General features: G+C 42.9%; 9 protein-coding genes. All 9 read left to right on the forward strand.

Going from position 1 to position 16669, the window contains the following annotated elements; translation table 11 throughout:
* The first annotated feature begins 489 nt into the window (after positions 1 to 489).
* The 9 genes from B3317_RS16550 (at position 490) to B3317_RS16590 (ending at position 16625) form a co-directional block, all read left to right on the forward strand.
* A complete protein-coding gene (locus tag B3317_RS16550) occupies positions 490 to 3144 on the forward strand; it encodes a family 78 glycoside hydrolase catalytic domain (RefSeq protein WP_291113674.1) in 2655 nt (884 codons plus the stop codon).
* A gap of 109 nt (positions 3145 to 3253) precedes the next feature.
* Complete coding sequence (locus B3317_RS16555) at positions 3254 to 6400, forward strand: SusC/RagA family TonB-linked outer membrane protein (protein WP_291113676.1); 3147 nt, start codon at positions 3254 to 3256, stop codon at positions 6398 to 6400.
* Between the two features lie 13 nt (positions 6401 to 6413).
* Entirely contained in the window at positions 6414 to 8096 is a 1683-nt protein-coding gene (locus B3317_RS16560; RefSeq protein WP_291113678.1) for a RagB/SusD family nutrient uptake outer membrane protein, read from the forward strand.
* A 13-nt stretch (positions 8097 to 8109) separates the two neighbouring features.
* Positions 8110 to 10515, forward strand: coding sequence for a glycoside hydrolase family 2 protein (locus B3317_RS16565; RefSeq protein WP_414647516.1), 2406 nt, complete (start codon positions 8110 to 8112; stop codon positions 10513 to 10515).
* A 1-nt stretch (position 10516) separates the two neighbouring features.
* Positions 10517 to 11488 carry an ROK family protein gene (locus B3317_RS16570; protein WP_291113680.1) on the forward strand — a complete coding sequence of 324 codons (972 nt, stop codon included), beginning with the start codon at positions 10517 to 10519 and terminating at the stop codon, positions 11486 to 11488.
* 10 nt (positions 11489 to 11498) lie between these two features.
* Complete coding sequence (locus tag B3317_RS16575; protein ID WP_291113682.1) at positions 11499 to 12077, forward strand: SIS domain-containing protein; 579 nt, start codon at positions 11499 to 11501, stop codon at positions 12075 to 12077.
* A 25-nt stretch (positions 12078 to 12102) separates the two neighbouring features.
* A complete protein-coding gene (locus B3317_RS16580; protein WP_291113685.1) occupies positions 12103 to 13683 on the forward strand; it encodes a hypothetical protein in 1581 nt (526 codons plus the stop codon).
* Between the two features lie 22 nt (positions 13684 to 13705).
* A complete protein-coding gene (locus B3317_RS16585; RefSeq protein WP_291113687.1) occupies positions 13706 to 15391 on the forward strand; it encodes a hypothetical protein in 1686 nt (561 codons plus the stop codon).
* Positions 15392 to 15464: 73 nt separating this feature from the next.
* Complete coding sequence (locus B3317_RS16590) at positions 15465 to 16625, forward strand: MFS transporter (RefSeq protein ID WP_414647517.1); 1161 nt, start codon at positions 15465 to 15467, stop codon at positions 16623 to 16625.
* Positions 16626 to 16669: the final 44 nt, after the last annotated feature.

Below are 16669 nucleotides of genomic sequence, written 5' to 3' on the forward strand. Positions count from 1 at the left end.
ATATTATCCATATGCCATAAATGAACATAAAAATATATAAATCAAATATTTAAATAAAGAATAGAACTCTTAGAAGAGAGATATTCCTATTTTTAACAAATGTTAATCACAAAAGAAATTTAATCTTATTGTTGGAATTATTAAAATAAGCATTAAATTTGCATTACTTAACCGATTAAGTTAATTGTAAGTTTATAAAAGTAAGCTATATAAGATATCCATACCCGCTTATGTAGGAAACTTCATTTACTTGAGACTAGGAAAAGTACTTTTTTTTGTGTATTACACAGGGTATATAAGAAGTTATGGATGTCTACATTAAAAAGCCATCGTAATATATGAAAAATACAATAAAACCATAATTTAATAACTTTGAAACAATTTATTAGCTAAGAATCCCCACTTTTGCGGACAATTATAAAATGAGATTTTATTTTTTGAACATTTTGCTAAACCGTTAAAGTTAATTTACCATATAATAATAAAATTATGCCTAAATCTAAATCAATTGTAGCTGTTTTATTGCCGGTAACCCTTCTTTTAGTTCTTGTGGTACAATCATGCCGAACCAAAAATGTCAAAATAGACAATTTAAGATGCGAGTATATGCACAACCCCAAAGGGATTGATGCGGCTACCCCACGTTTTACATGGAATTACGAAACAGCTTCCAGTCACGATTTCAAACAGGGAAGTATCCAACTCCTTGTATCTAAAAGTCCGGATGCTCTTTCTGACAAAGCTTCCGATAATGTATGGCGTTCGGAAGTAGTCAGCACCGGAGAATCTTTTATCACTACAGACTCCGGTTGCAGGCTCGAACCAAGCACCACTTATTACTGGAAAGTTATAGCATGGGACAAGGAAAACAAAGAGGAAATAATATCACCTATAGCTCAGTTTGAAACAGCCTTCATGCAGTCTTCAGACTGGCAGGCAAAATGGATATCGGACAACGAAGCTATAGATAACCCGCGGGCGCCCATGTTGCGGAAATCTTTTGAGGCAAACATCAATAAACAAATAGAAAAGGCCGGATTATATATTAGTGCAGCAGGATACTATGACATATCGATCAATGGAAACCCTGCCGATACATCCGTATTTCTGGCACCGGGATACACCCATTATGACAAGCGCAACCTGTACAACACTTATGACGTAACCCTGCTGCTACAATCCGGTAAGAACGCCATAACATGCGTTCTGGGCAATGGATTCTACAATGCATTTGCACCGGTTGCAACATGGAGTTTCGAGCAGGCGCGTTGGCGCAATCGCGCATCCATGATCTGCGAATTACATATTACTTATACAGATAATACAAAAGATGTGATAGTATCTGACTCCACATGGAAAGTTTCCCCGTCAGGACCTTATACGCAAAACAATATTTATAGCGGAGACACCTACGATGCAAATAAAGAGATTGACGGATGGGACAAACCTGCATTCAACGACTCTGCGTGGCCACAGGCAAAAATAATGAAGGCTCCATCAGAGCGCCTGGTTGCTGAGACAGAACCCGTAATAAGAAAAGTAAAGGATATACAACCAGTATCGGTAAAATCCTTTGGCGACACTGTGTTTGTGTATGATTTTGGAGTTAATATGACAGGTGTATGCCAACTGAAAGTAGAAGGGGAGAAAAATACAAGAATTGAAATGCAATATGGTGAACTCCTGAGACCTGACGGGCATATAGAAATGCGGAATCTCGACATCTATTACAAACCGCTTCCGGGACTGGCTTTCCAGACAGATGTCCTTATTCTTGATGGCAAGGAGCATGTTTTCACTCCTAAGTTCTCATACAAAGGATTTCAGTATGTGGAGGTACGTTCGGACCGTCCGATAAAACTCGATAAAACGAATATAACAGCGCTTAACTTCCATTCCGATCTGAAAAAAACCGGACATTTCAGCTGTTCCAACGACTTGCTGAATCGGATATGGGAAGCTGCAAACAGGTCGTATTTATCAAATATAATGAGTATCCCGACAGATTGTCCTCAACGTGAAAAGAACGGATGGACTGCGGATGCCCATATCACAATGGATCTCGGATTATTGAATTTCGACGGTATCCGTTTTTACGAAAAATGGATCGAAGATTTAATAGACAATCAGACTCCGGAAGGACGCATCTCCGGAATTATCCCAAGCTCAGGTTGGGGATATGATGATTGGATCGGCCCGGTGTGGGACGCGGCCATGTTCATTGTCCCAATGGCTCTATACGACTATTACGGAGACAAACAAAGTATAAGCAGAGTATATGACACTTGCCAGAAGTATCTGGTATACCTGGCAGCCCGTGAAGACAAAGACGGCTGTGTCACTTATGGAATCGGAGACTGGGTACCATACAAAACCCAGACGCCGACTGAATATACGACATCGTGTTACTATTATCTGGATAATCTTTATATGTCCAAATTTGCTGATATACTGGGACGTGACGGATCGGCCTATAAAGAAAAAGCCGATAGGCTGAAACAATTGATAAACAAGAAGTACTTCGATTCGCAGAAAAACATCTATGCCAACGGATCACAGACGTCGCTGGCTGTAGCCCTTTATCTGGGAATAGTACCCGATGGACTGGAACAGGACGTAGCTGACAATTTGTACAGGATAGTAAAAGGAAACAACGGATATCTCGACTTCGGTGTATTAGGCAGCAAAACCGTACTGAGAATGCTATCAAAATACGGCTATGCGGATATGGCCTACCAAATGGCTTCTAAAGAAGATGAACCATCATGGGGAGCCTGGATAAAAAAAGGATTCAATACAATGCCCGAGACATGGACACTATCCCCCGAATTCAGGGACGCGTCTATCAACCATATGTTTTTGGGAGATATTAATGCCTGGATGTACAATGTATTGGCAGGCATAAACTATGACCCGGACAGCCCCGGATTCAAACACATACTTATCCGGCCTCACTTTGTCGAAGGTTTGGATTGGGTGAAAGGAGAATATAACTCCATCAAAGGACTTATCCGGTCCGAATGGAAACGGGAGGGAAGTAAAGTCCGGCTGGAAGTAGAGATTCCTATCAACGCTACTGCCACAATCGAAGTCATGGATAAGAAGATTTCTGTTGAAGGAGGCAAACATACGTTCAAATTTTAAGAAATAAATAAATGAAAGGAGGTAAGGATATGAAAGTATAAGTAACCTGAATGCAAAAATATTAAAGGCAATTTACATCAGTAAAAAATAAATTAAATAATCTTCATCAATGAAAAACAAGCTTAATTGTTATCGAAAGGTATTTTTGGTAATGTTTATGTCCCTTTTGTTTATAAACATTGTACATGCTCAAAATATATCGACAAATGGCAATATAAAAGGTTCCGTTTTTGACAAAAAAGGGGAACCTATTATTGGTGCAACAATAATAAACAGTATAACAAAGGCAGGGACCGTTACAGACCTTGATGGACTGTTTACTATTGCCGCACAACCGGGTGAAACGCTCACTATATCTTATATAGGTTTCAATTCCAAGACAGTACGGATTGGAACTGAAAAAGAATATCAAATAGTTTTAGAAGAAAATACCTCGCTGCTGGATGAAGTCGTTGTTATCGGATATGCGACCCAAAAGAAGAAACTGGTAACAGGTGCGACATTACAGGTAGACGGGAACAGAATAAAAGAATTGCATACGCCTAATCCACTGACAGCTTTGCAAAGTATGTCTCCGGGTATGCAGATAACCAAGACATCCGGAGAACCCGGATCTTCATACAAAGTTTATATCCGGGGGATGGGAACTATCGGAAACGCCGATCCGCTCTACATCGTAGATGGTGTACCCGGAAATATATCAAATATAAATCCTGCGGATATCAAATCTATAGATGTATTGAAAGACGCGGCATCTGCTGCAATCTATGGAGCGCGTGCAGCCAATGGTGTAGTACTGATAACCACACACCGCGGAGAAGGCGAAGACAAGGTGCGCATCGCTTATGATACATATCTGGGTTTTTCGAATGCTCCTGACTATAAATGGTACAGCGATGCCACCACACAGGCAATGCTGGATGATGAGTATTCGAAAAACACTTACGGGTACGGAATCAATTTTTCCCAGATGGTTCCCCACTGGGACAAAATACTATCGGGGGAATGGAAAGGTACCAACTGGTACAAAGAGATAAAGAACAAAAATGCGTTCTCGCAAAACCACTCTATAACAATTTCGGGAGGAAGCAAAAAATCGTCCTATTTTACCAGCTTCTCATATTCATCACAGGAAGGTACTCTTGGCAAGCCTGTACAAACAAAACAGGATAGATATACTTTTCGCCTGAATGCAGACCAGACTCTTTTTTCCGCAAACGGACGGGATATCGTACGCATGGGAGAAACAATCAATTTTGTGTATGCCAACAAAGACGGATCATTAAGCGGAAGATCTACCGAAGGATTGGGTGCGTTGGGTATGATAATGGGAGGAAGCCCCTTTATGCCTATATATGACGACAATGGAAATTATCATGGGCCTATTGCATATGCCCCATATGCTCCTAACCCGATTGCATATCTGGTATATAACAGTAACAATACCAAAAAAAATTACCAGTTAAATACAAATGCATTTATAACAATCGAACCAATTAAGAATCTAGTATTCCGCTCAAATTTCGGTTTAACGATGGATGGTGAAGAAAGCCGGTCTTATATACCTCAATATAATCTGGCTCCCGAATATACAAGCCAGGAAACAAAAGTAAGTCAGGATATATCACTGGGTTTTAGCCGCATGACGTTCGAGAATACCCTGAACTATAAATTCTCACTGGATGAAAACAAACATAACTTCGATGTATTAGCTGGTACGAGCGCCGAAAAAGGAGGATTGGGGACAAGTGTTTCCGGATTTAATACCAACTCCATTTTCGAAGGATTCAAATATGCCTATCTTGTAAACACACCTAAAGTAAGCGAAACCTCGACACGTCTGGGCGGTTCGCCTTGGAGCAGATCGGCATTACTTTCATATTTCGGACGTATCAATTACGACTTCAAAGAGACCTATATGCTGTCCCTTATTGCCCGTTCGGATGGTTCTTCAAACTTTGCTCCGGGAAAACGCTGGGGATTCTTCCCTTCAGTTTCAGCCGGCTGGGTTATAAGCAACGAGAAGTTCATGGAACCATTTAAGAAGCATCTTAATATGTTCAAACTCAGAGCAAGTTGGGGGCAGAACGGAAATCAAGCAATCTCCCCATTCCAATATGTAGCAAAAATGCGGGTAGGCGGACAAAACACAGGTGACTATTCAAGTGTAGAGTACAGCTATTATTATCCGGGAGTGGATAAAAACAGTTATACGATTGCTTCATACCCTATGAACCTGCCCAACCCCAATATTACATGGGAAACCTCGGAACAGTTAAATGCCGGCTTTGATGCCTTATTACTGAAAAATAGATTATCATTCAACTTCGACTGGTATCGCAAGACGACAAAAGACTGGCTGGTAGCAGCGCCTGTACTTGGTTCATACGGAGCCAATGCGCCCGATATAAACGGTGGAGATATAAGAAATACAGGAGTAGAATTAGCTGTAGTATGGAGAGATCAGATCAGTGATTTCAGCTATGATATAAACGTCAACTGGGCGTATAATAAAAACCGGGTAACCCGCATTGCTAACGAGGAAGGAATCATTCACGGCAGTGCACGGACTGTCGGCACGTGGAGCCCCGAATTCTATCGGGCACAGGTAGGTTATCCTATCGGCTACTTCTGGGGACTGAAAACCGATGGTATATTCCAGAATCAGGATGAGATCGACGCTTATCGCAATTCGAAAGGAGAGTTAGTTATGCCGAATGCCGTACCGGGTGACGTCAGATATGTGAATCAGAATGACGATGGCGAAATCAACGAAGAAGACCGTGTATTGATCGGTGACCCTAACCCCGACGGGATATTCTCTTTCTCATTCGGCGGTGCATGGAGGGGATTCGATTTCCGGGCATCATTTTCAGGAGTGTACGGTAACCAGATATACGGAGGTCAGCATGACCCGCTGGACCGCTGGCATGGTGAAGGCACTTCCAACAAATGGCCAAGGCTGGGACAATCGGCATATACCAATATCGTTTCCGACCTTCATTTATACGATGGGGACTATATCCGGTTGAACGACCTTACCATTGGTTATGATTTCGCAACCTTACTAAAGAAACAAAATATCTTTTCTCAAGTACGGCTTTATCTTACAGGGCAAAACCTGTTTACATGGACAAAATATACAGGGCTCGACCCGGAAATAGGCGCCGGCCCTACAGGATGGATGAGCGGTATAGATCATGGATTCTACCCGAACTCCCGTACATTCTTATTTGGTCTTAATCTCAAATTTTAAAATCTAAGGCAAAATGAAAAAGATAATTATAATATTAATTTCTGTTTTTATAGTTAGCTGTTCCGATTTCCTGGACACAGATCAATTAACACAGAAAGACTCATCAAACTATCCCCAAACTCCGGACGAGGCATATACCGCGCTGATGGGAGTCTACAACGCTTTCGGGTCCCGTGTGGGGGGTGGTGAGACCGAGCATTCCTTCATTGTTCTAAACCTCATGGCCGACGATATGCTGGGGGGAGGAGGAAAAGACGACCTTACGGCCCATGCTATCGACCTGTTTAAACTGACATCCAGAACAATGTACACCGACCTCTGGGAATGCACATGGCGTTCGGTTTACAGGGCAAATTTACTGCTCGGCTCTCTGGATAATATAGAATGGCCAACTCCCGAATCCAGAAACAAAATAGAGGGTCAGGTACTCTTCTTACGTGCTTTCACCTACTTCCGTCTGTGTTCCATGTTCGGACCGGTACAATTAGTCACAAGCCCCGAGCCTGTGAACTTTCCAAGGGCATCGGCTGAAGATATATATGCGCAGATGGGAGCTGATTTGAAACGTGCAATAGAAATATTACCCGCTACTAAATTTCAGGATATACCTAAAACCGAAAACGGATTAGCCACACGCTGGGCCGCTCAGGCTCTGATGGCCCGTATTTTCTTGTTCTACACCAATTACTACAAACAACCCCGGATGGGAGATATAACAAAAGATCAGGTAATAGGCTGGGTGGATGATTGTATTGCCAACAGTGGGCATGACCTGCTTCCCGACTTCAGAAACTTATGGCCATATTCGATAGTAATGTCTGGCAAAACAATATCCGATTACAAATATGCGGCGGACAATGACCTGAAGTGGATAGGCGAAAACGGAGACAATTATGAAACTATTTTTGCTATTAAATGCTCAACCGCAGCTCAGGGCAATAATTACGACCGCCGGAACACTGTAAATCTGCACTTCGGATTCAGAGGAAACCAAGACTTATTGCCTTTTGGCTCAGGTTGGGGCAAAGGGCCAGTCAACAGCAAATTCTACAATGAATGGCCTAATGGCGATGTGCGGAAAAGAGGCTCGGTTCTGGATGTTTCGGACGCGACACACGAAGGCGAAGGCTCCACCACCAAGTATAAATGGGGACAAGCCTATCAATGGAATGAAACGGGCTATTGGTCAAAAAAATATATGCCGGTCAATGTATACGACGATAAAGGAAATATTGTATCCTACAGCTCTATCCTGTGGAATATGCCAAACGATCCGCAGTTCAACAGCACTCAGGATATTGTACTAATCCGTTTTGCCGATCTCCTGTTAATGGGCGCGGAACTCGGTGGTTCCAAAGCGCAGGGATATATGGACCGTGTGCGTGGACGTGTAGACCTTCCAACTGTTCCGGCAACATTGGAAAATATCAAAAACGAACGCAAATACGAACTTGCATTCGAAGGCATACGCTGGCTCGACATATTGAGATGGGGAGACGCAGAAACCATTGTCAACGATATGAATGGCATAACCTTGAAAAATAATAGCCAGAATGCCACATATAAAATAAAATTCCGTCCGGAGACAGGAGGATTCCTTCCCATTCCGGAAGCCGAAATAACATTGTCGAATGGAGTCTTGACTCAAACACCGGGGTGGAACAGCAACGATGCCATGCTACAGCCGGGTGAATAAGAAAAAAATAATTATGACTATAATTAAATACAGATTATTAACCCTATTAACCGCAATCCTATATCTGGGAAATATGGCAGCCTCTTCAGGCAATATTCCTTTGAATGGGAAATGGCAGCTTTCGTACTGGAAACAGCCGGCCGAAGCAATTGTTACCCCGCAAACTATCAATGATATGCAGGTGGAAACGATAGAAGCAACTGTTCCGGGAAATGTAGAGCTGGACCTGATGGCTGCCGGATTGATTCCCGACCCGATGATAGGAAGTAATGTGAACGCCCTGCGAAAATATGAAAACTATCAGTGGTGTTACACAAAAACATTCGGGGCGCCATCAATACAAAACGGTCAACGGCTCGAACTGTTCTTCGGAGGAATAGACTGTATGGCCGATATCTGGCTGAACGGGGAAAAAGTGGGAGAAGCTGCAAATATGCTGATCGAACACAAATTCGATATAACCGACCATCTGAAAAGCGGAGAAAACACTCTGCAGGTTATAATCAGGTCGGCGGTTATGGAAGCCCAGAAACATACATTAGGCACATTCAGCATCGGCAATTTTCCGGCCGAGGAGGCTGTTTATATCCGAAAGGCTCCGCACATGTACGGATGGGATATTATGCCTCGTCTGGTCAGTGCCGGATTGTGGCGCGATGTTGAGCTTCGGGTACTGAATCCTACCCGCCTGAAAGATGTGAACTGGATGACCATCAGCATAGATACAGTAGCCCACACTGCACGTATTTTCACTGATGTGCAACTAATCATGCCCTTCGACAAATTTGATAAAGTCAAAGCCCAATTCACTCTCCGCCGTAAAGGGAAAGTCGTATATCAAAATTCGCAGACAGTAAGTACTCCGGCTTTCCGCCACATATTCGAACTGAATAATGTCGATTTCTGGTGGCCCAGAGGTTACGGTGAAGCTGCCCTCTACGATGCCAGTGTACAGTTGATCGGTCCGGATGGTAAAGAGTTGGATACTAATAATTGCAGAATCGGAATCCGCACCGTGAAACTTGATATGGACGATATCAATCTTCCCGGTAAACCCGGACAATTCCGTTTCATAGTAAATAATGAACCGATATTCATTCACGGAACCAACTGGGTACCGATGGACGCGTTGCATAGCAGGGACAAATTACATTTGAATATGATGATCGATATGGCCGTGGATATCAATTGCAATATGATCCGCTGTTGGGGTGGGAATGTTTACGAAGATACCGGCTTTTTTAACCTTTGTGATGAGAACGGAATCCTCGTATGGCAGGATTTTGGGATGGGTTGTACATTCTATCCGCAACGGGAGGATTTCGCTAAAATGATCGAACAGGAGGTTACTTCTGTGGTGCTCAAATTTCGCAATCATGCATCCCTGATCCTTTGGTCGGGCAACAACGAAAATGACCTGGCAATGCGCTGGACGCTGCAACCACTGAATATCAACCCGAATAAGGATGTCATAACCCGTGAGGTTATTGCCCGCGTTCTCTACGAGTTTGACCCGACACGTCCCTACCTGCCAAGTTCTCCTTATTACAGCCAAGCTGTATGGGAACACGGAGGAGGTGATGAATTGTTGCCGGAAAACCATTTATGGGGACCACGAGGTTATTATAAAAAACCGTATTACACGAAGGCCAGCTGTTGCTTCGTCAGCGAAATCGGTTATCATGGATGTCCTAACGTAGAGAGTTTGAACAAGATGATGACTAAAAATGCCGTTTACCCTTGGACCAGAGATAAAGAATGGAATGACGAATGGGTTACAAAATCGACACGCCGCTTTCCATCTCAGGGAAAAACTTTCGACCGCAATAATTTGATGCTCAATCAGGTGAACCTGCTATTTGGTGAAGTACCAACCAAGCTCGAAGATTTCGTTTTCGCATCGCAAGCCGTACAGGCCGAAGCCATGAAATTTTTTGTAGAGCTGTGGCGCGGGCAGAAGTTCAGCCCTAAAACCGGTATAATCTGGTGGAATCTGCGTGACGGATGGCCAATAATTTCAGATGCCATTGTAGATTACTACAACTCGAAAAAGATGGCATACTATTTTATTAAAAACGCACAGACAGACCTTTGTGTACTCATAAATGACCCTGTCGATAACGCTTATCCCCTGATTGTTACCAATGATACCCGCAATGCTCAAAAAGGGCAGGTAGTAGTAATTGACGTCGCATCCAATAAAGAAATATATACGGGAAACTTTGAGGTATCGGCAAATAGTATGAACAAAATAACTTTATTACCTCTCCAAAAAGGACAAGGAATACTCCTCATTAAATATAAAGTCGGACAAAAGGAATATAGTAACCATTATTTATATGGGGAAGCTCCTTTCAATTTACAAGAATATAAGAAGTTATTGAAAAAGACAGGATTGTACCCTGACATTAAGCAGTGATATGGAAGATAATTTATTAGGAATTGATATAGGAGGCACTAAATGTGCCATCGTTTACGGTAAAAGAATAGGTTCCGATTTACAGATAGTAGATAAAATAAGAATTGAAACTACTGTAGTTGAAGAAACTATAAGAAGTATAATAAGCGAAGCAGAAAAAATGATGGCATGCTATAATCTCACCGCTGATAAAGTCCGCGCCATAGGCATTAGCTGTGGCGGACCACTCGACAGCAAATCCGGGACGGTTATGTCTCCGCCCAACCTGCCGGGCTGGGACAGTATCCCCATCGTGAAAATCATCGAAGACCAACTTGGCATAAAAGCGGGATTACAAAATGACGCCAATGCATGTGCATTAGCCGAATGGAAATTCGGTGCGGGAAAAGGAACCGAGAATATGATCTTTCTTACATGCGGAACAGGACTTGGAGCGGGAATCATTCTTAATGGCTCTTTATATTCGGGGACAAACGACAATGCCGGAGAAGTAGGACATATCCGTTTGACGGAAAACGGGCCTGTTGGATATGGAAAAGAAGGTTCGCTTGAAGGATATGCCAGTGGAGGTGGAATTGCTCAATTGGCCCGTAGCATAGCAGAAAATGAGATGAACCGGGGAGGCCATGTTTCATGGTGCCCGTCCCGTGAAGATTTAGATATGATAACTGCCAAGCTGGTTGCTGAAGCCGCCGATGCCGGAGACAAACTCGCGCTGAAAGTGTATGAAACATCTGCTTCTTATTTGGGAAAAGGGCTGGCTATTTTAATAGATATTCTAAATCCCGAGCTTATTGCCATCGGCAGCATATATGCCCGCAACAAGGATATGATGGAGCCTTATGCACTGGAACAAATATCAAAGGAAGCGCTGGAAGGTGCAAGAGAAGTTTGTAAGATAGTTCCGTCTGCCCTTGGCGAAAATATCGGAGATTATGCAGCCCTTTCCATAGCTGCCAATTTAATCGATTAAAAACAATTTTATGAAAGATTTGATAATAGAAAGCTCTGATGCTATACTGAAAGAAGCTGATATATTCTGGAATAGTCCGGGAACAATAGAAACAATCGAACGGGCTGCCGCACTATTGTCTGAAGCGTTGGCGAACGGAAATAAGATAATCAGTTGCGGAAATGGAGGCTCACTCTGCGATGCCACACATTTTGCAGAAGAACTGACCGGACGCTACCGCAAAAACAGAACATCCCTGCCTGCCATTGCAATAAATGACCCGGCATACATAACGTGTATAGGGAATGATTTTTCGTTCGATGAAATATATTCCCGCTATGTGGAAGGAGTCGGGAACGAAGGAGATGTATTATTGGCGATCAGTACCAGTGGCAATTCGGGCAATATCGTAAAAGCCGCTGAAAGCGCCCGGTTGAAAAAGATGAAAATTTTGGTTCTGACCTCTACCGGCAATAATCGTCTTTCTTCCTTGGGAGATGTTGTAGTAGCTGCGCCGAAAGCCGATTATTCCGACCGGGTACAGGAGATACATATTCAGGTAATACATATTTTGATTCAAGCTATAGAAAAACAACTAGGTTTTGAATAACTGAATTTTATAAAAAAGATAATCAATGAAAACACTGAAATATTTTAAACAGACCTTCCTTATAGGTTTAACTTTAAGCATGGTTACCATTTCAAGTGCCTGCTCTAATATAGATGAAGGCTATAACAGTATTCCATCCAATTTCTATCCGGTGGAAGTGAAAGAATCGACAGGAGTAAAACTGGTGGGAATGGGCGTCGAGCTGGACCCGCATTTCTTCTCTCAGAACTTAACCCGCCCGCAGGACGGATCTAAAGCCGAGGATTGGAATATAGTGAAAGAACGCGTAAAGAAAATGGGTATCCAAAACTTCCGCGTAATGGTACAGCCTCATTGGTGGGAACCGCTGAACGACAACGATGATCCCAATGTTGCGGATATGAGTAAGTTCACATTCGACTCTCAGGAGATGGAGTCATTGTACAAAGTGCTGGAACTGGCACAGGAAAACGACGGAGAAGTAACACTTGTCTTATGGGGATGTCCTGTGAACATGGACCTGATAGCAGGGACACCGACCGGAAAGCATTTTCTTTGCGACAGCAGGCCTAATGCGCCCTGGGTATGCGGAACTGACAAATATGAAGAATTTGCAGAAAACTTTTCGGTATTGGTCAAATACCTGATCGAAACAAAAGGTTTTACATGCGTGAAAGCGATAACTCCGTTCAATGAGCCGGACAGCCATACAGCCAATTACGGAAGAACAATGTGGCAGGGAGAGCCCGACAGCCATCCCGATCAATACGCTCCTATGGCAAAGGCTTTGGATGCAAAATTTAAGGCTATGGGCGTTCGGGACAAAGTCCGGTTTAACCTGTCCGATAATACGGACGGCAGCCCCAATTACCTGAAGTCATGCGCAGAAACTCTACAGGCAGAAGCGGATTTGTTCAACACCCATACTTATATATTCGGATATACGACGCCGAATGCTGACATCGTTAACTGGGAAAAAAACAATGTAGCCATGTCGAACGGCAAAAAACACTTTATCGGCGAGTTCGGCTCTAACCAGACTTCGGGTTCTTCCCGTCAATTGGATATTGATAAATACGAGCGGGGAGTACTATTGACCCGCATTGCCATCAACCTGCTTAACGGAAGCGCAGCAGGCGTAAGCTACTGGTCGCTGATCGATCAATATTACAGCAGGAACGGCAGTTATTCGGAAATGCAGCAGCTCGGCCTGTGGAAATATGTAAAAAAAGCTTATGAACCCGACCCGGAAATTTATAATGCGATAAAAGAAGACTATGAGGTCAGACCGCATTATTATGCATATGGCATGTTGACCCGCTTTATCAAAAAGAACGCGGAAGTATTCCCGTTGGATCTGAACGAAGACCTTGTTGCCGGAACAGCCATTCTGAATGAAAATAATAAATGGGTGTATATTTTTGCCAATGGTTCGGAACACAATAAGCCGGTAGAAATCATAAACAGCAAATCTCAGGCAAATGGAGAATACGCCGCATATAAATACATTGAAGGAAGTCTTCCCGCCGGGGATGATCTCATCCAATCGTCGGAAACTATAAATATTAAAGACAGGGCTTCACTCAGCATTCCGCGCTCCAGTGTATTAATATTAGTTCAAAAATAAACAATAATTAAAACCGAATAAGATGTATAAGTTTAGATTATTAATATTATTGGTTTCGCTAACTTGCTTTTGGAGTTGCGATGATGTGACCGAATATGATTTATCGTTCGGTATATCCGGCGTTGTTATTCCCGAATATGAAGATGGTATTCAAGGTACGGAAGTGACAATCGAAGGACGGGGTTTTCAGTCCGGTGACCGCCTGCATTTGCGCCCGCTGCTCAAACCGCTTGATAATTCTTTCGACATAGAAGTGGAAATAAAAGAAGTGACATCTTCCCATCTGAAGTTCTTATTCCCTCTCAATGCACAGGAAAGCGGGTATTCATTAGTCCTGATAAGAGGAGACAAAGAAATATCGCTCGGTAGTATGCAACAATGGTTACCTAAAGGATGGGTGGCGGATGTAAACCTTCGAAATTCTTTGAAAGTAATAGGGCCACAGCTTTTCGACGCTCAGGACAGTTTAAAACTTTCCGTAGCGGCTGCCTTCGAATTCGAAGGCGGAACTCTGAATGTTTCGGGTAAAGGAATTACCAGTTTAAGCGGTTTGGAAAACTTCCCTAAACTGAAAACACTCTGGGCTACCGACAATAACCTTGGTAATATCGAATTAACAGGAATGGATGGTATTGTCAGCATCTTTGCATGGAGCAGCAATATTACCAGCATGAATATACAGTCTAAAACATTACAGACATTATACATGGGCAACAATCCTCTGACAGAACTTGACCTGAGTAAATGCCCGGCATTGCTTAGTATTGTATTGGACAATATCAAGTTCCGCAAATTGGATATCAGCAACTGTATGTGTTTCGGCTCGTTCGATAATTTTAAGTTTGACTTCGATACCAGTCAGGAATGTCAATTACTGGTGAGTAACATCTGGTTCTGGCACATGGATATGTTCAATAGGTCAACTGCTGTAAGGACTGCCGGCTTGTCGGGAGTGAAGGTAACAACAATAGGCCTCGACCGGGAAGTTGTATTCGACAAAATTAATTGGGGGAATACAGGTACGGCAGCAATGCCCGATGCTAATCTGCGTACTATAATGAAGGGCTATTGTCCTCAGGCTTTCAGTGGAAATGATATTATAATCAGTGAAGCCAGAAATGCCAAATTACCAACAAACCTGGCTAACAAGCTGGATATATCGAACAAAAATATAACATCGCTGGACGGCTTGAAATATTTCGATGATATATGGCATCTGGTATGTGACAACAACAATATAAGCGAGATAGATATGGCCGGATGGTTCAACCTGACAACCATATCGGCGAAAAATGCAGGACTGACTTCGTTCGTAACAAAAGACCAGCCGTGGTTGAGAGATATAGACCTAAGTAACAATACTGCATTAACATATATAGATATGAGAGGTATTTCATTGCTTAGCAACTATGATATCCGGTTCATAGCTACAGGATGTCCGATAGAGTATCTCGATATACGCAATGGATATGCCTGGTCTACATGGGGACAGAGTGGCGATAAACTGGCTTTCGACTTTACGGCAAATACATCCAAATCGCGCATACTGAAAGTAGAAACTGCCGAAAACGGAGGTTGGAGCAGCACCTGGAATTCAGGAGTAAATCCTGTACAGAAAGCAATCGAAGCCGGCGTGCGTGTCGAATACTATAACTGGACAAATGCCGCTACGGGTAACTATGGAGAGCTATTAAAAACCGTCAACTAAAAGTATAATTAAAACATTCCAAGCTATCCCGGAATTAGTCCGGGATAGCTTTAATCAAACGAATTTGTAAAGGATGAAAAATAATACTTCCGCCATAAGAATTCTATCAGTGATGTTCGGTTTTTTCATCATGGGATTTGTAGATATTATAGGAATATCCACAAATTATGTAAAAAATGACTTTAGTCATCTTACCGATTCCGTGGTGAACCTTATATCATTGTCCTGCTTTTTCTGGTTTCTGGTCTTATCTGTCCCAACCGGGATGCTGATGAACAAGATAGGCCGCAAAAAGACAGTGCTGATAAGTTTTGCGTTCCATGTGCTGGCTATGTGCCTGCCACTGGCCGCTTACGATTTCACTACTGTTCTTATCATGTTCGGACTGATCGGAATCGGCAATACATTGTTACAGGTATCGCTCAATCCTCTTGTAGCCGATGTTGTAAACTCCGATAAGTTGACCGGCACCCTTACTCTGGGGCAGTTTGTGAAAGCGGTAAGTTCCTTTATCGGCCCTATTCTGGCAGCATCGGTAGTAGGTTCTACTCTGGGGTGGAGGATGATATTCCCTATATACGCCGCTCTTTCTCTCCTCGCTTTCATCTGGCTGAGCCTTACCCCGATAGAAGACAGGCGAAGTGAAAAATCGAATATTTCGATAAAAAACACACTCGAGCTGTTCAAAGACAAATATATCGTGGCCTTTTTTATTGGAATACTGGTACTGGTCGGTGTCGATGTAGGAATGAACATGACTTTCCCTAAGCTGTTGATGGAAAAATCCGGGCTTTCGGTCGAAGATGCCGGTATGGGTAATAGTATATACTTTCTTTCCCGTACAGTGGGCGCTTTCTTAGGCGGGATATTACTAATGAAAAGTTCCGAATCGAAGTTCTTTATCTACAGTGTGTGGATAGCGTTAGCAGGATTAGTCCTTCTATGCATCAACGCCAATCTGTGGGCAACGCTGGCCTGTGTTGCGGTTTTCGGTCTGGGCTACGCCAATCTGTTCTCGATCATATTCTCGCTGGCATTGAAGCGTATTCCCGAAAAGGCAAATGAAATATCGGCCCTGCTGATTGTCGGAGTCTCGGGAGGAGCTATTCTGCCTCCTATTCTCGGCGTTGTCACAGATGCGTTCAAGACTCAGGTATCGGCGATCATTCTCATAGCTGCCATATGGTGCTATCTGTTGTGGCTGATTAGCATTGTCAGAAAAACCAGTAAATAGAAAAAATTGGAATCAATAAAAAACATTACAAATTTCTTGTACAA

The sequence above is a fragment of the Dysgonomonas sp. UBA7710 genome (genome assembly GCF_002482385.1).
Classification (GTDB): Bacteria; Bacteroidota; Bacteroidia; order Bacteroidales; family Dysgonomonadaceae; genus Dysgonomonas.